The organism is Sporosarcina sp. (genome assembly GCF_029257255.1).
In the GTDB taxonomy this organism is placed as follows: Bacteria; Bacillota; Bacilli; order Bacillales_A; family Planococcaceae; genus Sporosarcina.
Window position 1 is genome coordinate 1 of record NZ_JARICI010000087.1, and the last position, 19823, is coordinate 19823.

Annotated in this window: 20 protein-coding genes, 1 pseudogene and 1 other annotated feature; all 21 genes and pseudogenes read right to left on the reverse strand. The window is 44.2% G+C overall.

Annotated features, from left to right (window positions below; genetic code table 11):
- Positions 1–228: 228 nt before the first annotated feature.
- The 21 genes and pseudogenes from nusG to Q1J64_RS15765 all read right to left on the reverse strand — a co-directional run bounded on the left by nusG (position 229) and on the right by Q1J64_RS15765 (position 19622).
- Complete coding sequence (gene nusG, locus Q1J64_RS15665; RefSeq protein ID WP_153722552.1) at positions 229–765, reverse strand: transcription termination/antitermination protein NusG; 537 nt, start codon at positions 763–765, stop codon at positions 229–231.
- A gap of 107 nt (positions 766–872) precedes the next feature.
- Positions 873–1058: a preprotein translocase subunit SecE gene (gene secE, locus Q1J64_RS15670; protein ID WP_301110052.1), complete on the reverse strand. Its 186-nt coding sequence runs from the start codon at positions 1056–1058 to the stop codon at positions 873–875.
- Positions 1059–1114: 56 nt separating this feature from the next.
- A complete protein-coding gene (gene rpmG / locus Q1J64_RS15675; RefSeq protein ID WP_301110053.1) occupies positions 1115–1264 on the reverse strand; it encodes a 50S ribosomal protein L33 in 150 nt (49 codons plus the stop codon).
- Positions 1265–1344: 80 nt separating this feature from the next.
- A complete protein-coding gene (sigH, locus tag Q1J64_RS15680) occupies positions 1345–1983 on the reverse strand; it encodes an RNA polymerase sporulation sigma factor SigH (protein ID WP_301110164.1) in 639 nt (212 codons plus the stop codon).
- 80 nt (positions 1984–2063) lie between these two features.
- Positions 2064–2579: an NYN domain-containing protein gene (locus tag Q1J64_RS15685; RefSeq protein ID WP_301110054.1), complete on the reverse strand. Its 516-nt coding sequence runs from the start codon at positions 2577–2579 to the stop codon at positions 2064–2066.
- Positions 2576–3331, reverse strand: coding sequence for a 23S rRNA (guanosine(2251)-2'-O)-methyltransferase RlmB (gene rlmB / locus Q1J64_RS15690; protein WP_301110055.1), 756 nt, complete (start codon positions 3329–3331; stop codon positions 2576–2578). The genes Q1J64_RS15685 and rlmB overlap by 4 nt, the downstream gene beginning before the upstream one ends.
- A complete protein-coding gene (locus Q1J64_RS15695; protein WP_301110056.1) occupies positions 3328–3747 on the reverse strand; it encodes a Mini-ribonuclease 3 in 420 nt (139 codons plus the stop codon). The genes rlmB and Q1J64_RS15695 overlap by 4 nt, the downstream gene beginning before the upstream one ends.
- Before the next feature lie 4 nt (positions 3748–3751).
- Positions 3752–5152, reverse strand: a complete 1401-nt coding sequence (gene cysS, locus Q1J64_RS15700; RefSeq protein ID WP_301110057.1) for a cysteine--tRNA ligase — start codon at positions 5150–5152, stop codon at positions 3752–3754.
- On the reverse strand, positions 5133–5807 hold the full coding sequence (gene cysE, locus Q1J64_RS15705) for a serine O-acetyltransferase (protein ID WP_301110059.1): 675 nt from the start codon (positions 5805–5807) through the stop codon (positions 5133–5135). Before cysE ends, cysS begins: the two co-directional genes overlap by 20 nt.
- 372 nt (positions 5808–6179) lie before the next feature.
- Positions 6180–6392, reverse strand: a binding site (T-box leader).
- A 55-nt stretch (positions 6393–6447) separates the two neighbouring features.
- Positions 6448–7908, reverse strand: coding sequence for a glutamate--tRNA ligase (gene gltX, locus Q1J64_RS15710; RefSeq protein ID WP_301110060.1), 1461 nt, complete (start codon positions 7906–7908; stop codon positions 6448–6450).
- A 113-nt stretch (positions 7909–8021) separates the two neighbouring features.
- Complete coding sequence (ispF, locus tag Q1J64_RS15715; protein WP_301110061.1) at positions 8022–8501, reverse strand: 2-C-methyl-D-erythritol 2,4-cyclodiphosphate synthase; 480 nt, start codon at positions 8499–8501, stop codon at positions 8022–8024.
- 13 nt (positions 8502–8514) lie between these two features.
- A complete protein-coding gene (gene ispD / locus Q1J64_RS15720) occupies positions 8515–9195 on the reverse strand; it encodes a 2-C-methyl-D-erythritol 4-phosphate cytidylyltransferase (protein ID WP_301110062.1) in 681 nt (226 codons plus the stop codon).
- A gap of 27 nt (positions 9196–9222) precedes the next feature.
- Positions 9223–10302, reverse strand: a complete 1080-nt coding sequence (locus Q1J64_RS15725) for a PIN/TRAM domain-containing protein (protein ID WP_301110063.1) — start codon at positions 10300–10302, stop codon at positions 9223–9225.
- Positions 10303–10430: 128 nt separating this feature from the next.
- On the reverse strand, positions 10431–11801 hold the full coding sequence (radA, locus tag Q1J64_RS15730) for a DNA repair protein RadA (protein WP_301110064.1): 1371 nt from the start codon (positions 11799–11801) through the stop codon (positions 10431–10433).
- Between the two features lie 82 nt (positions 11802–11883).
- Positions 11884–14331 (reverse strand): ATP-dependent Clp protease ATP-binding subunit, encoded by a 2448-nt coding sequence (locus Q1J64_RS15735; RefSeq protein ID WP_301110065.1) that lies wholly within the window; start codon positions 14329–14331, stop codon positions 11884–11886.
- A 185-nt stretch (positions 14332–14516) separates the two neighbouring features.
- Positions 14517–15605, reverse strand: coding sequence for a protein-arginine kinase McsB (gene mcsB / locus Q1J64_RS15740; protein WP_301110066.1), 1089 nt, complete (start codon positions 15603–15605; stop codon positions 14517–14519).
- Positions 15595–16146, reverse strand: a complete 552-nt coding sequence (locus Q1J64_RS15745; protein ID WP_301110067.1) for a UvrB/UvrC motif-containing protein — start codon at positions 16144–16146, stop codon at positions 15595–15597. The genes mcsB and Q1J64_RS15745 overlap by 11 nt, the downstream gene beginning before the upstream one ends.
- Positions 16147–16157: 11 nt before the next feature.
- Positions 16158–16628 carry a CtsR family transcriptional regulator gene (locus Q1J64_RS15750; RefSeq protein ID WP_301110068.1) on the reverse strand — a complete coding sequence of 157 codons (471 nt, stop codon included), beginning with the start codon at positions 16626–16628 and terminating at the stop codon, positions 16158–16160.
- Between the two features lie 228 nt (positions 16629–16856).
- Positions 16857–17861 carry a biotin synthase BioB gene (bioB, locus tag Q1J64_RS15755; RefSeq protein WP_301110069.1) on the reverse strand — a complete coding sequence of 335 codons (1005 nt, stop codon included), beginning with the start codon at positions 17859–17861 and terminating at the stop codon, positions 16857–16859.
- Positions 17858–18457 (reverse strand): biotin transporter BioY, encoded by a 600-nt coding sequence (locus Q1J64_RS15760; RefSeq protein ID WP_301110070.1) that lies wholly within the window; start codon positions 18455–18457, stop codon positions 17858–17860. The genes bioB and Q1J64_RS15760 overlap by 4 nt, the downstream gene beginning before the upstream one ends.
- A 391-nt stretch (positions 18458–18848) precedes the next feature.
- Positions 18849–19622: pseudogene (locus Q1J64_RS15765) on the reverse strand (Cof-type HAD-IIB family hydrolase).
- Positions 19623–19823 lie beyond the last annotated feature (201 nt).

A 19823-nucleotide genomic window follows, 5' to 3' on the forward strand; every position in this document is an offset into this window, starting at 1 on the left:
TGCTTTACCAGCTGGAATTTGCAATTTCACTACTTTAGTAACTTTTTTAGCCACGAGACACACCTCCTTAAGTCCGTGATGTGGTAATTGGGTTGCCCCTCCCACTCAAATATGTGCCTGCCGACGAATGTCGGTAGAATTGGTTAATCCGTGCAGACTTTACGTCTGACCTTTGAAATGATACCACCATTACACACTTTTTGCAAGAGGAAATATATCAACTGCACATCAATCCATTTTTTCAACTTGGTCAAATGAAAGTTCCATTCTTGTTTCGCGCCCAAACATATCGACGGTAACAGTAACTTTTCCTTTGTCCATTTCGATCTCTTCTACTTTACCTTCAAAGTGAGCAAATGGCCCTTCAAGAACCGTGACACTTTCGCCGACTTCAAAGTCGATATCAATGCGCTGTTCTTTCATTCCCATTTGTTTTAGGATGAATTCCACTTCTTCCGGCAATAATGGAGTCGGTTTCGCTCCGCCGCCAGAAGAACCAATAAACCCTGTGACGCCAGGTGTATTGCGGACAACATACCAAGAGTCATCGGTCATGATCAATTCCACCAACACATAACCCGGGAACGTTTTTCGCATGACTGTTTTCTTTTTACCTTCTTTTATGTCAGTCTCTTCTTCTTCCGGAATGACGACACGGAAAATTTTATCTTGCATGCCCATTGTTTCAACACGTTTTTCAAGATTGGCTTTTACTTTATTTTCATATCCTGAGTATGTATGAACTACATACCAATTTTTCTCCATCTCCATCACATGTAGGACTACGCGTCCGTCCCTCCTTTTGATTAGAACTGAAAAAACCCGTTTATTCATCAAAACGGGATATTCTCAAGCTATTCATACTTTATTTATTATAGACCAGTATACCATTTCATAACCTCTGAAATACCCATGTCTACTACCCCAAAATAAACAGCCATAAAAATGACAGTCGAAATAACAACTATCGTATACTTCGTCAGTTCCTTACGCTTTGGCCAACTGACCTTCCGCATTTCCGAAACAACATTTTTCAAAAAATCGCTGATCTTGCTCATTCTTCTCCAACCCTTCCGAATGACACAGCGTCCATCATTGGACTCTATGTAACTGGTCAAATGGTTTGTTTATGCAACGTATGGGTGTTGCAATGACTGCAAAACTTTTTGATGGCGAGCCTGCCATCCCGGCTTTGATTGCCAGCCGGCAGCGTATAGTTTCGCGAACCACAATTCTCACAGCATATGATTATTTTTTTCACCATTTGGATTCACCTATTCAAGACAATAGTCTTGCTAAAGAGTACCATCTTACCAGCAACATGTCAATTCACTGCAGAAGGAATTAACGCACAAGATCCACAGCCATCGAGTGCTCCAGCTTTCGCTTTATTCGTTGCAGTGCATTGTCGATTGACTTTACTTGCCGATTTAGCACTTCTGATATTTCACGGTATGACTGGCCTTCCAAATATAGTGTGAGTACTTCTTTCTCCAAGGCACTCAGTACTTTATTCATCTCTTCTTCCATAAATGAAAAATTCTCTTTATGAATCATCAAGTCTTCAGGATCGTCAAGCGTCGAGCCCGAGATGATATCAAGCAGCGTACGCTCTTGATCCTCATCATACATAGGCTTGTCCAAAGAAATAGAAGTATTCAGCGGAATATGTTTTTGCCGGGTCGCTGTTTTGATGGCTGTAATAATCTGCCGTGTAATGCAAAGCTCCGCGAACACCTTGAAAGAACTCAGACGGTCAGGACGATAATCACGAATTGCTTTATACAGCCCGATCATTCCTTCTTGAACAATGTCTTCCCGATCTCCGCCAATAATAAAATACGTTCGCGCTTTCAAACGGACAATCGGCTGAAACTTTGTGATCAAATAGTCTAGCACATCCGAGTTTCCCTGATGAATCTGCTCAATCATTTCTTCATCTGAAATTGTAGAAAGTTCTTTTTTTCTATTCTCAATTTCCATGTTCCGCACCAACCTCTCCACCCCAGAGTCTTATTGGTATATTACCGACAGTATAGACACGTGTTTTTCATGCCAGCTGCTCATTGTCTGCCGCGTCTCATTTTTTCGAAGGCCGCCGCCACTTCATCCGTCAATGGTATCTTTGAGAAGGGCCGATTTTCTTGAGTTTTTCTGACCCGCTGCGCGATCAGCCTGTCCACTTCCTTCATTTCGATTTCCAACTCTCTGGCCGACACCCGCAAAGCACCTTGTGCGAATACCACCCACTGCTCAACCAGGTCTGAAGTAGCCACATGAACCTGCGTTAACCGGTTAGAGAGTTCGGATACAAGTTTCTCTATCCGTTCATCCGCAGTTTCGTTCTCCCTGGTAAACACTATTTCCACTCGATATTGCTTTTTCCGCTTTTCAATGCCAGGTACCAGATGCGCGTCAAACACAACAATGACACGCCAACCTTTATGCGCTTGATATTCCGCCATCCGTTCAATCAGACGATCTCTGGCTTGTGCGAAATCTTCTCTTTTCAGATCTTGCAGTTCAGGCCACGCACCGATGATATTATAGCCATCAACGAGCAGCACATCTTTCTTCATGACGTTGCCTGAGCTTGACGCTTCCGTAAAACTTCGTACATCAGCAACGCCGCCGCTACAGAAGCATTTAACGAGGTAACATGACCTACCATAGGCAAACTATAAAGGAAATCACATTTTTCACGTAAGATCCGCGACATGCCTTTCCCCTCACTGCCAATAATAACCCCTAAAGGCAACGTAGCATCCATATGGCGATAATCCGTTGAATTGGACGCATCCGTACCTGCAATCCAAACATTTCGTTTCTTTAGATCATCAACAGTCTGCGATAAATTATTAACACGCACAACCGGAACATGCTCGATCGCACCTGTTGAAGCTTTCGCCACTATTCCTGTAAGACCCACCGATCTTCTCTTTGGAATAATAATTCCGTGAACACCGGCAGCATCGGCGGTACGTAAGATAGACCCCAAGTTATGAGGATCTTCAAGTTCGTCCAAGATGATAAAAAACGGATCTTCTTGTCTCTTCTCCGCAATTGCAAATAAATCATCCAACTCCGCGTAGTCATAGGCGGCTACAGATGCGACAATCCCCTGATGCGTCAATTCCGTCATACCATCTAATTTTTGTTTCGGCGCCGTTTGAATGACAACGCCAGCTTCTTTCGCGAGTTTCATAATTTCGCCGATGCTTTTTTTATTTACACCTTCTGCTACCCATATCTTATTCAACTGTCTGCCGGAACGCAATGCTTCTACTACAGGATTCCTGCCGCCAATTAGTTCTACTTCTTCCGCTGTCATGCCATTTCCTCCTCAGGATGTTCCACAAAATGAATTGCTTTGCCCATTAGTTCAGCCAGCCGTTCCTGTCTGCCTAATAAATAAACATAGCCAAGAACCGCTTCGAAAGCCGAACTGTAATTATAGGTCGTCACATCTGTGTTTTTAGGGACAGAGCCTGATTTCGCATTACGACCGCGGCGCATGACGGCACTTTCTTCCTCTGTCAGCAAGTTTTTTTCTTTCATCGCAATAATGATCTGCGCCTGCGCTTTCGCTGATACGAAACGCGTTGCTTCTTTATGCAGAATATGCGGCTTCACACGTCCGCACCGCAGTAAATGCTCTCTTACCGCCTGTTCATAAACTGCATCGCCCATATAAGCAAGGGCAAGGGCGTTGAGTTGTTTTACATCTATATCACGCAAAGACCCCATTTAATTACCCTCTTTTCCAGCGAGTTCCTTGTGCTGTATCTTCTAACACAATGCCCTCCGCCTTCAATTCATCACGAATTTCATCAGACCTTGCGAAATCGCGGTTTTTTCTAGCCTCTAATCGTTCCTGAATCAAGGCGTCCACTTTTTCATCCACCAGCTCTTCTGTACTAACAAACGGCAATCCAAGAACGCCCATCAGTTGATCAAACGTTTCTATAAACTTCTGCAGTACGTGACGATCTGTATTTTTCTCCAATAAATAAAGATTTGCCTGTTTTGTCAGTTCAAATATAGCAGCAATGGCATTCGCTGTATTGAAATCGTCGTCCATCGCTGTTTCAAATGCAGTTACCTGCTCCTGAATCATATCTAGCCAAGACGGCTGATCTTCTGCTAAATCAGCCGAAATCGTCAGACGATGCTTGAGATTCGCATACGCCGTCTCAATACGCTCCAGGCCGTTCGCAGCACTTTCCACTAATTCCTGTGCAAAGTTGACAGGGTGCCGGTAGTGGACGGACAACATAAAGAATCGAAGTATTTTCGGATCTATCTGTTTACGGATATCGTGAACTAAAATGAAGTTCCCAAGAGACTTTGACATCTTTTCATTGTCGATATTGATATAGCCGTTATGCATCCAATAGTTCGCAAACGTCTTGCCAGTAGCCGCTTCGGACTGTGCGATTTCATTTTCGTGGTGAGGGAACGTTAAGTCCTGACCGCCGGCATGGATATCGATCGTATCGCCCAGCAACTCTCGCGCCATTACCGAACATTCAATGTGCCAACCCGGACGCCCCTTACCCCATGGACTCTCCCAGAAAATCTCTCCTTCTTTAGCCGCTTTCCACAGTGCAAAGTCCAAAGGATCTGATTTAATCACGTTCTCCTCGACTCTCGCACCAACCTTTAATTCATCTACAGATTGATGGGAAAGCTTGCCGTAGCCATCGAACTCACGAGTACGGAAATAGACATCTCCGTTTGTTTCATAAGCAAATCCTTTATCGATCAGAAGCTGAATAAATTCAATAATTTCATCCATATGTTCTGTAACGCGCGGATGAGCAGTCGCTTCTCCACAGCCAAGAGCGCCCACGTCTTCAAAGTACGCTTTGATAAAACGCTCTGTCAGTACACCTACTTCTTCATTCAACTCTTTTGCCGTATTGATAATTTTGTCGTCTACATCTGTAAAGTTGGAAACGTAATTCACTTCGTATCCGCGGTATTCTAAATAGCGGCGAACTGTATCGAATGCAATCACAGGGCGTGCGTTTCCGATGTGAATGTAATTATAGACAGTCGGGCCGCAGACATACATCTTAACCTTTCCTTCTTCTATCGGGATAAACTTCTCTTTCTTGCGTGTCAATGTATTATAAAGTTGTATGGTCATGTAAATCATCCTTTTTACCAGTAGTTGATTCCAACTGTTGTGTTCGTAATTTTAATTCTTCAATTTGTTTTTCCAGACGTCTGAATTCATCTGCGACCGGATCCGGCAAGCTATGATCTAAGCGTTCTTTTATTCTGACTCCATTGGAAATCACAATTTTACCGGGAATTCCGACAACAGTCGAGTTCGGCGGCACCTCTTTCAAAATAACCGATCCCGCTCCCACCTTGCTGTTTTCACCTATCGTAATAGAACCGAGAACTTTCGCACCCGAAGCGACTAGCACGTTATTCTCCAGCGTCGGATGGCGTTTACCGCCCTCTTTCCCGGTTCCACCTAACGTGACTCCTTGGTACAGTGTAACATCATCCCCGATTTCACACGTTTCCCCGATGACAACGCCCATTCCATGATCAATAAACAGACGGCGGCCTATCACGGCTCCCGGATGAATTTCGATCCCTGTAAAAAATCTGCTGACCTGAGATACTACACGTGCCATGAAACGCAGATTTCTTTTATAGAAAGAATGCGCAATGCGATGTGCCCAAATTGCATGCAAACCTGAATACGTCAGCGCCACTTCAAATGTACTGCGGGCAGACGGATCCTGCCCGAAAATGCATTGGATATCCTCTTTCATACGTTTGAACAATGAACTTCCCCCTTTTTCATCTTTATTGAATATATCTAGATGTCAGCGATCTTATACGTTTTGGTTAACTGTCGAGGCTTAACGGCGCTTTCCGCTTTTGGTGTCATCCAGCTGCAGCGGCTAGAGGCTCGGGTCATAAGACAAAGCTGCTGTGCGGCATAGGGCACCGCTTCGCATCTTTGTCTTATGCCTACCGCCTCTGGACAGCCACTTCCGCTTTTGAATCCATCCAGCTGCAAGCGCCAGCCTCTCGGGTCGTTTCGGTCTTAAAGATAAAGGCAAAGGACGCCTTTATTTTAAGCCCTCCAACGCCTGTCGAGGCTTAACGGCGCTTTCCGCTTTTGAATATAAAAAACGCCTCTGTCAATTGATGACAGAGACGCTGGTTTGCGTGGTTCCACTCCGCTTGGAAGATTGTATCTTCCCGCTTAAAGTCTTTAACGCAGACAAAACGTATGGCCTACTGAAGTTTCAGCTCATCGCTCAAAGGTGCATTCCCATCTTGAATTGACTCAGGTCATTTGCAGCCTAGATGACCCTCTCTGCAGAGCATTCAACATGTACTTTCCTTCTCAACGCTTTTCTATAAAGTTTCATATTACGTTCATTTTACACAAAACAACCAAAAAGTCAATATTGATTATTTTGCAAATCTTTCGACACGCTGTAGAATTTTTTCTTTTCCGATCAGCGCAATTGAGTCTGGCAGCTCAGGTCCTGATGTTTGGCCTGTTGCTACGACACGGACCGGCATGAATAAGTTCTTGCCTTTATGTCCCGTTTCTTTTTGAACTGCTTTGATGGCTGCCTTAATAGACGGCGCGTCGAATACTTCTAAAGCTTCCAATTGATTCTTCAATGAAGTCATGACTTCAGGTACTTGTTCACCTGATAAGATTTCAGTCGCTTGTTCATCATATTCAACAGCATCCTGGAAGAACTGGGCGGATAAGTCGACGATTTCAGCTCCGAAACTTAATTGACCTTGATATAACGCAATCAAATCATGAACCCATGTCTGTTCTTGTTCCGACATTTTCTCCGGCACAAGACCTGCAGCCTGCAAATGAGGCAATGTCAGCTCGATGACTTCTTCCAATGACAGCTTTTTGATGTATTGGTTGTTCACCCATGTCAGTTTATTCGTATCAAACATAGACGGTGATTTAGAAAGACGAGATTCGTCAAACAGTTTCACTAATTCATCATGCGAGAAGATCTCTTCCTCTCCACCCGGCGACCAGCCAAGCAGCGCGAAGAAGTTGAACATCGCTTCAGGCAAATAGCCAAGCTCTTTATATTGCGAGATGAACTGAATGATCGATTCATCACGTTTCGAAAGTTTCTTGCGATCTTCATTGACGATCAGCGTCATGTGACCAAAACGCGGGTGTTCCCAGCCAAATACGTCAAAGATCATCAGCTGCTTCGGCGTGTTCGTCAAATGTTCTTCTCCGCGGAATACATGAGAGATCTTCATCAGATGATCATCCACCACTACGGCAAAGTTATACGTAGGAATCCCATTTGTCTTGACCATTACCCAGTCTCCGATGTCCTTCGATTCGAACGTCACGGAACCGCGGACTAAATCGTCGATTGCGTACGTCGCATTTTCCGGGACACGCATACGGATGCTGTAAGTCATGCCAGCCGCTTCTTTTTCCGCCACTTCTTCAGCAGTCAGATGACGGCAGGCTCCATCGTACATCGGCGCTGCAATACCGGCAGCTTTTTGCGCATCGCGTTTCGCTTCCAGTTCTTCAGGCGTACAGAAACACTTATAGGCATGGCCTTTTTCAAGCATTTCATCTGCATATTTCTTATAAAGATCGAGTCGCTCTGTTTGGCGGTACGGACCGTATTCGCCGCCGATATCGATGGATTCGTCATGATGAATGCCGAGCCACGTCAAATTTTCGAGCTGTGATAACTCGCCGCTCTCGATGTTTCGCTCTGTATCTGTATCTTCAATCCGAATAATAAATTTACCGCCATAATGTTTGGCAAATAAATAGTTAAACAAAGCAGTCCGTGCTCCTCCGATATGTAAGTGACCGGTTGGACTCGGCGCGTAACGCACTCGTACTTCTTGTGTCATAGTGTACCTCTCCGTTCTTAAAATGATCTCCCGCCACTTATATGGACAGAAGAATGATGTTGAATGTAGTTAATTGTTTATCTATTTTATCACTGTCGCATTTATTTTGAAAGTCAATCGTTTTTCATTAACAGAATCGTCGCCATTGCAGCGATACCTTCTTCACGCCCCGGGAAACCCAGACGTTCCGTTGTAGTCGCTTTTACATTGACCTGCGACAGATCCGCTTCCAGCAATTCCGCTACACGCGTACGAATATCCCCGATATACGGTGCCATCTTCGGCTTTTGCGCGATAATGGTACAGTCGATATTTCCAAGACGGTAACCTTCTTCTTTGACCATCCGCCACACTTTTTCCAATAAAATCGCAGAATCCGCGTCCTTAAAAGCCTCATCTGTGTCTGGAAAATGTGTTCCGATATCGACTTTCCCAATTGCTCCGAGCGCTGCATCTGTTACAGTGTGCAGCAGAACATCTGCGTCAGAGTGTCCAATTAAACCTTTTGTATGCGGGATCGTAATACCTCCAATAATGAGAGGTCTGTTTTCAGCAAAAGCATGTACATCAAAACCTTGTCCAATTCGAAACATGAGGTAATTCCTCCTACTTTCTTCTTGCCAGCAGAATTTCGCCGATTGCGAGATCCTCCTGGGTTGTCATCTTTACATTATCATACGAGCCTTCCACTACGCATACGTCGTGGCCAAATCGTTCGACCAGCATCGACTCATCCGTTCCAAGAAAACCATCTCGGCTCGCTGCATCGGATGCACCTTTGAGCACTTCATACTGAAATGCCTGCGGCGTCTGTACCAGCCATAGATTTTCACGGTTCAGTGTCTGCTGTACAACGCCGTTTTCAGCCAACTTTATTGTATCTTTCGCCGGGACAGCCGTAATCGCAGCACCAGTATCATTCGCCTTGCTGACTAACTCGCGGATCACAGACGAATCAAGGAATGGTCTGGCGGCATCATGAACAAGCACAATGCCATTGCCCTTATAGGCTGCTATACAGGCAGCTACGCTGTCTTGCCGTTCGCCTCCGCCTTCTGCAAAGGTAACAGCTTTCACACTTCCATTGCGTTCAAGTATTTCTTGAATTGCCGCCTGTTCGTCAGGTTTCACAGCGATGATAATTTCCTCGCAATGAGGATCTTCCTGAAATACACTGACTGTATGATAGAGAATGGATTTTCCGCCAATCTCTAAAAAGAGTTTGTTTTGTCCGGCTCCCATGCGTTTGCCGCTGCCTGCAGCCGGAATCATTACGGTATAGTTCACATTTTCCCTCTGCTTTCTGCGGCCGTTTTATCGGCCTTTCGGTTTTGCAAAAATCATTCTTCCGGCAGATGTCTGAAGAACACTTGTCACCACGACGTCAATCGCCTGACCAATATACGATCTGCCGTCTTCGATGACAATCATCGTGCCGTCATCCAAGTACGCAACACCCTGATTATGCTCTTTGCCGTCTTTGATGACTACTACATGCATTTCTTCTCCTGGAATGACGACTGGTTTCACTGCATTGGCTAAATCATTAATATTCAGTACTGCCACACCATGCAAATCTGAAACTTTATTGAGATTAAAATCGTTCGTCACAACCAGGCCTTCCATTTTCTTTGCTAGTTTCACTAATTTCAAATCTACTTCCGCTACGTCATTGAAGTCTTCATCTGTAATCAAGACGGTTGGACCGTCATCGTTTTGCAGTCGTTTCAAAATATCCAGACCACGCCGTCCCTTTGTACGCTTCAGCGTATCCGAAGAATCGGCGATGTGTTGCAATTCCGTCAAGACAAATTGAGGAACAACAAGGATTCCCTGCAGAAAACCTGTTGCCGCGATATCCGCTATGCGCCCGTCGATAATGACACTCGTATCGAGCAGTTTATAGACATTCTTTTGCGGTGCAGCGGCTTCCGCCGTTTCCTTCTTTTTTGTTGTGCTGCGTAAATTGGAGAAAGCATTGATGAACTCCTCCCACTTCTTAAAGCCGACCTGGAAGCCCAAATAGCCAAGAAGAATTGACAGCAATGCAGGAAGTACTGCAGAAAAGAAAGGTATTTCCATTGCATTCAAGCCAAAGCTGACTAAAAATGCAACACTCAGTCCGACAATGAGTCCTACTGTCCCGAACAATAGGTCCATGATCGGTGCTTTCAAAAGTCTTTCTTCTATCCATTTAATAAAGTTCACAATCGGCTCGGTTAAAAATAAGCTGAATATAAATAGAATGATCGCTCCTAAAATTGCTTCCACGTATGCGTTTTCAATAATTGGACGCGATGTGAATACAAACAAGCCAAATAAGTACGGTAAAAATAATACACCGAGAGTTCCTCCGATTAGCAAGAAAGATAGTTGGACTACTCTTTTCAACATTTTCTTCCACCTCCTTTTCCTTTTTACTAGTATACAACGAATGACAGCTAGCCGCTTAGGTTATGTGAGGAATTTCTGAAAATTCCTCACTCCTCTTACTAGGACAATCTAAATGAATAAAAGTTTCTTTACTTAAACGCGATCCCAAGTGCTTCAGATATTGTTTCGACACCTACCACTTGAATGCCTGTTGGAATATCCCAGCCACCCATATTGGAAGCCGGCATAATAACGCGGTCAAAACCAAGTTTCGCCGCCTCTGTGACTCGCTGTTCTATTCTCGATACCCTTCTTACCTCACCCGTTAACCCTACTTCTCCAATAAAACAATCCCCTATGCCGACTGCGGTATCACGGTAGCTTGAAACAATACTCAGCAAAACTGCTAAATCAATAGCTGGCTCGTCCAGTTTAACCCCACCCGCAACCTTAATATACGCATCCTGCGTCTGCAGCATCATGCCCGCACGCTTTTCCAGTACCGCCATGAGCAATGACACACGGTTTTGATCGATCCCCGTCGCCATTCGTTTTGGATAATTGAAGCTCGAGGGGGTAATCAGTGCCTGAATTTCCACTAAAATCGGCCGCGTCCCTTCCATTGAAGCAACAACCGTTGAACCGCCTCCCCCTTGGGATCGTTCACGTAAAAACAGTTCTGACGGATTCAGCACTTCTTTCAATCCAGACTGCAGCATTTCAAAAATCGCAATTTCATTGGTTGAACCGAAACGGTTTTTTACACTGCGCAAAATTCGGTATGTGTGATGACGCTCCCCTTCAAAGTACAAAACGGTATCCACCATATGCTCAAGCAGACGCGGACCTGCAATCTGTCCATCTTTCGTAACGTGTCCCACAAGAAAGATAGCGATGTTCTGCGTCTTCGCAATACGCATAAGTTCAGCTGTACATTCCCTGACCTGCGACACACTGCCGGGTGCTGAAGTTACTTCCGGATGATGCACCGTCTGAATGGAATCCACAATAATGAATTTTGGTTTTACAGCATCTATTGTTTCGTGGATCATGCCAAGATCTGTTTCTGCGTAGATATATAATTCATCCGATTTAACACCTAGTCTCTCCGCACGCAGCTTCGTCTGCCGGATCGATTCCTCACCGGATATATACAGCACACGCTCCTGCTGATTAGCAAGCAAGGAAGACACTTGCAGCAATAGCGTCGATTTCCCTATCCCCGGATCCCCGCCAATTAAGATGAGCGAACCAGGTACAATCCCCCCGCCTAATACGCGGTTCAGTTCATTCAGCTCTGTTTTCACACGCGGCTCTTCTACCATTTCGACCGCGCTGATCGGAAGCGCTTTTTGCTTTACTCTATCCCCATGTTGAAACGCTGCGCGTGGCCCTTTCTGTACGATTTCAACTTCTTCATCCATCGTGTTCCATTCACCGCAACCCGGACAGCGACCCATCCACTTCGGTGATTCATAGCCGCAAGAGCGACACATAAATTTAGACTTACGCTTAGCCATATGCTCTCTCCCCAAACGAAAAGGACAGCCCGCCCCGCTTTTTAAAATCTAAGCGAGCGAGCTATCCTGATCTTGATTCAAATTAGTTTTGTACAGTTTCAGTTTGTTTCTCTGTCCGCACAATGAACTGATCATCTTCTACATCAATGACGACTTTTTCACCTGTTAATACTTTACCCTCAAGTAATTCTTCAGATAATCGGTCCTCCACGTGTTTCTGCAATGCACGACGCAGCGGACGAGCTCCGTATTCCGGATCGTACCCTTCATCCGTAATCTTATCTTTCGCAGCTTCCGTCAAGACTAATTCGATATTCTGTTCGGCTAGTCGCTTCGCAAGGTCTTCCGACATTAAACTAACAATCTGACGTAAGTGATCTTTTTCTAATGAATGGAAAACGATCATGTCATCTACCCGGTTTAGGAATTCAGGTCTGAATGTTTTCTTCAGTTCAGCAAGCATCTTTTCCTTCATATCTGCATAATCAGATTCCCCACCATTGATATTGAAGCCGACATAACGGTTTTTCTTCAATTCTGTAGCACCGACGTTTGACGTCATGATCATAACGGTATTGCGGAAATCTACCGTACGTCCTTTAGAATCTGTTAAGCGCCCGTCTTCCAACACTTGAAGCAAGATATTAAAGACATCTGGATGCGCTTTTTCAATTTCATCGAGCAGTACAACGGAGTACGGCTTACGGCGTACTTTCTCTGTCAGCTGGCCGCCTTCTTCATAGCCTACATAGCCCGGAGGTGAACCGACCAAACGGGACGTCGCATGTTTTTCCATATACTCGGACATATCGATACGAATCATCGCATCTTCATCTCCGAACATGACTTCTGCTAACGCACGGGCCAATTCTGTTTTACCTACACCGGTTGGACCAAGGAAAATAAAGGAACCAATCGGTCGTTTTGGATCTTTTAATCCAGCACGCGCACGGCGGATGGCTTTTGAGATTGCTAAGACCGCTTCGTTCTGACCAATGACACGCTCATGCAGAATCTCTTCCATTTTCAGAAGCTTAGCTGACTCTGTTTCTGCGATCTTATCGACCGGGATACCCGTCCACATTGCAACGACCGCCGCGATATCATTGACTGTTACTTCAGACTCGGTTTGGCCTTGTTTTTCTTTCCATGCCGCTTTCGTTGTTTCTAACTCTTCCTTCATCTTTTGTTCAGTGTCGCGATAAGATGCTGCTTTTTCGAACTCTTGGCTTTGAACAGCTGCATTCTTTTCCGAACGGATCGCTTCTAATTTCACTTCTAATTCTTTAAGATTCGGAGGAGTTGTATATGAACGAAGTCGGACTTTTGATCCTGCTTCATCAATCAAGTCAATCGCTTTATCCGGCAAGAAACGGTCAGAAATATAGCGGTCAGACATTTTCGCAGCCGCTTCCACTGCTTCATCCGTAATTTTCACACGGTGGTGTGCTTCATACCGATCACGAAGTCCTCTGATAATCAGGACAGTCTCTTCTACAGATGGCTCATCCACTTGAATCGGCTGGAAACGTCGTTCAAGGGCTGCATCTTTTTCAATATATTTACGATATTCATCTAACGTAGTAGCTCCGATACACTGAAGTTCACCCCGTGCAAGAGAAGGTTTTAAAATATTTGATGCATCAATTGCACCTTCCGCTCCGCCAGCACCGATCAATGTATGCAGCTCGTCGATGAACAGAATGATATTCCCTGCCTGACGAATCTCTTCCATAACCTTTTTCATACGGTCTTCAAATTCACCGCGGTATTTCGTACCCGCGACAACTGTACCCATATCCAGTGTCATGACACGCTTATCACGCAAAATTTCTGGCACTTCGTTATTAACGACCTGCTGCGCCAATCCTTCTGCAATTGCCGTTTTACCGACACCCGGTTCCCCGATCAGCACCGGATTGTTTTTCGTACGGCGAGCTAATACTTCAATCACGCGGGTAATTTCTTTGCTACGTCCGATAACCGGGTCCAGCGTACCTTCGCGGGCAATCTCAGTTAAGTCTCTAGCTAGACTATCGAGCGTCGGTGTTGCGGCTGATGCTGTGCCTGTAGTATTTGCGACTGAACTTTCATCGTTGCCGAGCAATTGAAGCACTTGCTGACGTGCTTTATTCAGACTGACGCCTGCATTGTTCAGGACACGGGCTGCAACGCCTTCTCCTTCACGAATGAGGGCCAATAAAATATGTTCTGTACCGATGTAAGAATGCCCTAATTTGCGTGACTCGTCGACTGACAGTTCGATGACGCGTTTCGCACGCGGTGTATAATGAACGATCGGTCCTACATCTTTAGAACCGACGCCCACTAGGACTTCCACTTCTCTTTCAATCGTATCTGCATTCACATTAATCGCTTCCAGTGCTTTTGCCGCGATGCCGCCGCCTTCTCGAATTAAACCAAGTAAAATATGCTCCGTACCAATAGATTCGTGTTTTAATCGGATTGCTTCTTCTTGAGCCAATTGCAAAACTTTTTGCGCGCGTTGTGTAAATCGATTAAACATCATATTCATTCCCCTCTTTCATTCATAAGTAAAAGATATTGTATATTATGCCACTAATAGCATCCTTGCTTTAATGCCTACTACTATACATATTCAATACGTTTCCTAATAAGCCATGTTTCTCACATTGACCTTGACTATAGTTGATTAATTGTAAATCGCTAACAGCCTTCTTGCAAAAGTTTTGCTTACGTTTCATCTGCGTCAGTTTCGGCAGCTTGTGACCTTTCAATACCTAAACGGTCACGAAATAATTGAGCACGGAAAACGTCCCGCTCATCAGGCGTCAGCTCTGCACCCGCATATTGCTGAAGGAAGCCCGGCTGCATGAATATCATCAGCTCATTCAAAATCGTCATATCAATATTTTTTATGATATGTAAATCAATACCCAAACGGACGTCAGACAAACATCTCGCCGCTTCTGCAGTCGGCAAGATCCTGGCATGCGTGATTGTGCCGAGCGAACGATACAGGCGGTTTTCCAGATGAACTTGAGATTTAGCCAGCAATAACTCACGTGATTTCTTTTCGTGAGCAATTAAACGCTTGGAAATATTCTCAAGATCCTTCAGTACTTCTTCTTCTGATTTACCAAGTGTCGTTTGATTGGAAATCTGATAAATATTACCGAGCGCCTCACTGCCTTCTCCATAACTTCCTCGTACCACCATACCGAGCCGTGAGACAGCAGGAACGATCCGATCGAGCTGTTTAGTAATCGTCAGAGCCGGCAAATGCATCATGACAGATGCCCGCATTCCGGTACCTGTATTGGAGGGACAGCTCGTAAGATAGCCGAATGTCTCATCAAATGCATAGTCCAGATTATGTTCAAGTTCACTATCTACTTTATCCGCCTGTTCATAAGCCCTTTTGACTTGAAAACCCGGATAAATACATTGAATGCGAATATGGTCTTCTTCATTCACCATGATACTGATTGTTTCATCTTCTGAAAGCAGAACAGAACCATATTTTTCCGGATTAATCAGCTGCGGGCTTACTAAATGCTTCTCTACAAGTATTTGCCGTTCAAGCAATGTTAAGTCAGACATGCTCGTGCCCGCAAAATGCAGTTCTTCCATTGCGGATACCGCTTGATCGACAGCTTCATTGACCTGTTTCGCATCTTCTGCAGACGCACAAATCGGGAACAGATGGCTTTGCAGATTACGCGCTAAGCGAATTCGTGTAGAAAGAACAATATCTGAATGCTCTCCTTCTGCCACCATCCAGCCGGTCAGCTCTTGATTGATAAATTTTTCAAATGACATGCTGATCGTCACCCCCGTCAGCCAGCTGCTGTTTCACCTGGTTAGCTTCGTCTCTCAGTTCAGCAGCTTCTTCAAAACGCTCTGATTCTACCGCCTCTTTCATTTTTGAACGGATATCTTCCAGTTGTTTTTTTAATGCAAAACGTTCGTTGAAGGAAACAGGGATTTTCCCGCCGTGGCTCGTATTGCCGTTGTGTAATTTTGCAAACACCCTTGGAAGTTGCTCGCGAAATGCATCATAACAAGTCGCACAGCCGAATTTCCCGATATCCAGAAAGCTGTGGAAAGTAAGTCCGCAATTCGGACATTTAGGACCTTCCGGCATCTTTTCATTCGCCTTTTGTTCCTGCAGCAAGTCAGAGCCGCCAAGCCAATGAGCTAAAAATTGCTGGATAGATAAGGGTTCCTGATCAGGACTAAATGAAAACGTCTGGGAATAAAACGCACATTTATCACATAAATGCCGCTCTGTCACACCGTTCATTGTCTCTTGTTTGAAGACCACGGCAGCCGGCCGCTCTTTGCAGTTTTCACATAGCATGTATATCCACCTCAATCCACTTCTTCGTAAATTAATGTCACTAACATGGCACGAAGGATACGCGAACGCAATGCATCGCGTTCAGGAAGCATATAGCGCAGTGTATTGCGGCCTACAGCTGCCAACATAAGTTTCGCTTCACGCTCGTTAATCACTTCTTCTTCAATTAAGCGAAAAATGACGTCTTCCGCCATTGTGGACGACGCTTCATCTTCAAGACTTTCTACCGCCTGTTCGAGTAAATCTTTCCGAGAATTCGTCTTCACCCGGTAAATCCGGATATAACCGCCGCCGCCTCGCTTCGATTCTACTGCATAGCCTCTTTCGACTGTAAAACGAGTTTTGATTACATAGTTGATCTGCGAAGGTACACACTGAAATTTCTCAGCCACTTCATTCCGCTTGATTTCAACAGAAGCACTACCTTCCTCTTCGATAATCGCCTTCAAATATCCTTCTATAATGTCAGAAATGTTCCGCATCTCGTCACCTCGTTTCCGCTCGTACTTCTAGTTGACTTTGACTATCTTTGACTTGATTGTATCGCAGAAAACAGGTCGGATGCAATTGATTTGTTTTATTCGGATGGGCAGTTTTTGCCAATCTCGCTAGCTTAGGCTTTCACACTCTTCACTTGATTATTCATGATCTTGACGGCTTTTCTTCGACATAAAAAACCGCACAGTGGGATCTGCACGGTTTTCATTCGTTTAAATAGAAACTGTTTCTTTTTTCAGAGGTGCCAGATCGACTTCAAAGCCCATGTCTTCAAGCATCTGAAGGTCTTTATCGTTCTCTTGCCCCGCGGTTGTCAGATAATCTCCAATAAAGATCGAGTTGGCCGCATATAAACCAAGCGGCTGTAGACTGCGCAGATTCACTTCACGCCCGCCTGAGATCCGGATTTCTTTCGTTGGATTAATATAACGGAACAAGCTGAGTACCTTTAGACAGTAGCGAGGATCTAATTCAGATGTGCCTTCAAGCGAAGTACCATCCACAGCGTGCAGGAAGTTTACCGGAATGGAATCCGCATCCAGTACCCGCAGGCTGTGCGCCATCGAGATGACATCTTCTTTCGTTTCGCGCATCCCGACAATCACGCCGGAACAAGGTGATATGCCCGCTTCTTTTGCGTGACCTACCGTTTTTACACGATCATCATACGTATGCGATGTCGTGATGCTCTCGTGGTGCTCTGCAGAAGTGTTCAGGTTGTGGTTATAGCGATCCACACCCGCTTCTTTCAAACGCACCGCCTGCTCCGGCTTCAAGATGCCGAGACATGCACAGACAGTCATACCTTCATGCTTTTCTTTGATTTTCCTCACTGAATCAATGACGATTTCTAGCTCACTGTCACGAGGCCCACGTCCGCTCGCCACGATACAATAAGTGCCTGCTTTATTGGCAGCAGCACGCTCTGCTCCCTCCAGAATTTCTTCTGATTTCATCATGGCATACTTTTCAACAGGAGCTTTTGAGACGATCGACTGCGCACAATATCCGCAGTTTTCGGGACAGAGTCCTGATTTCGTGTTGATGATCATATTAAGTTTTACTTTGTTTCCATAGTAATGCGAACGAATGGAATATGTTGCATGAAGCAATAAAAGTAACTCTTCATCAGGACTATTTAGGATGGAAAGTGCTTCCTCGTCCGTTAGTACATGCCCAGCCAAAACTTTGTCAGCCAGCAGTTGATAATCCGTCAAATTGTCCGCCTCACTTTCAAGTGTTTTGAAATTCTAAATGCAAAGATCCCTGCAAGCACCGCCAATAAAATATCTTTCGGCAACGGCGGAACCATCCAGATCCATGCAATTTTATAGGTGAATATCTCTGGTGCCGCTGCCCATATTTTATAGGCAACGTACATCAAGTTAGTTCCTATCAAATAGTTGATCGCTGTCCCTGTTAGTGCTGCAGTAATATAAGCAGTCAGTGTGCTTTTTCGCTCTACGATTTTCCCCACAACGTAGGCAACTAGAATAAATGAAACGATAAACCCGAAAGTCGGGCTTAAAACTTGTCCGAATCCACCCGAGAATCTTGCAAATACCGGTGCTCCTGCAAGACCGACCAGCATGTAGACAGTCATTGATAATGCACCCAGACGGCTACCGAGTAATAGTCCAGACAAGACCGCAAAGAATGTCTGAAGTGTGATGGGAACATTCATGACCACCAAGAATGGCAGGAATGATGTGATATTAGCCCCGATCATCATGAGTGCTGCGAACATTCCGCTGTATACAACTGCCAGCGCCCCCAGCTGACTTTTCGTACGTCCTTCTGTAACTGTTGTCATCCTTACACCCCTTAATCTTTTTTGGTTACTATAAAAATAGTAATAGTTAACTCATTTTACGTCAACATTATTTTAATTTTAGTTAACAATGAAAAAGACCGGCAGCGGAATGCTGTCGATCTTGGTTTTTATTGTTTAATGTTGGCTATTACAATCTATTATTGAATTAAAATTATACATCGTCTTCTACAATCGCCTCCGTTCGTCAGGTAGCGGTTTGAAACCGTTGATCTGCAAAAAAACTTGTGCAACAAACGGACCCTTTAGCGAGACGGTAGTATGGAACCGTTAATTTCCGTTTCATCCGTCCCTCCTGAAAGCGTACCGTCTGCACCGCAAATCCCAAACTGCTTACTAAGTGCACTATCAAGTACATGTTTTGGTGATGTGCCTAAATTAATTGAAGAGATTTTAAGGCAAATTCGATACCGTCTTCATTTGACTTTTTCGTTATAAAGTCTGCAATATTTTTCAATTTATTACTACCATTTCCCATAGAAATACCATAGCCTACCATCGCTAGCATATCGATATCGTTATCTCCATCACCAAATGCCAAGGCTTCGCTTGAATCTATATCAAAATATTGCAGTACTTTTTTAACAGCAATTGATTTTGACACATCTTCATGTAAAACATTAACGATATGCGGATGCCAACGTTGAAATATTAAATCAGGGAACTGCAATTCCTAAATTGGAATAATTTCTTCTCCTGCATATAAACACATTAAGTATATTTCTTCATCAAACTTCTCTTCATTGAACTTGGGGTATTCTCGTAATGAAAGTGTTTCACTCATTGCATGAAAAGTAGTCGGACTCTGGATTCTGTTCATTGTTAATTCTTCTGTAAAAAATGAAAGACTATGTTTATTTTCATCTGCAAACTTATTTACAGAATGAACAATATCTTTTGGCAGGGGTATTTTATGTATGACTTGATCTTGGTGTTTAGTATAGGCACCGTTTGCTGTGATAAACGTATCTACGCCCAATTCTTCTAAGTCTTGACACATTGATAATGGTCTACCTGTAGCTGCTACTATTTTGACGCCTCTGCTTTTCAATATTTGTATAGCTCTCTTAGTACTTGCTGAAATACATCCATCTTCGTAATTTATAAGAGTTCCATCTACGTCGAAAAATACAATCTTACAGTTCATTGCAAACTCCTTTCCACCATTTACTCCTACAAAGTAATTCAAAAAAATAGCTATTATTATTCAAAGTGACTATTTTCATAAATTATTCTGAAATCTCCCGCAAACAAACGAAAAGCACTGTCTTTACCTTTAGCGACTTCATATCTAAAACTCCTTTAGGAAAAGGGTTTCCAGCTAAAGTAAGCAGTGCTTCTTTCAAAC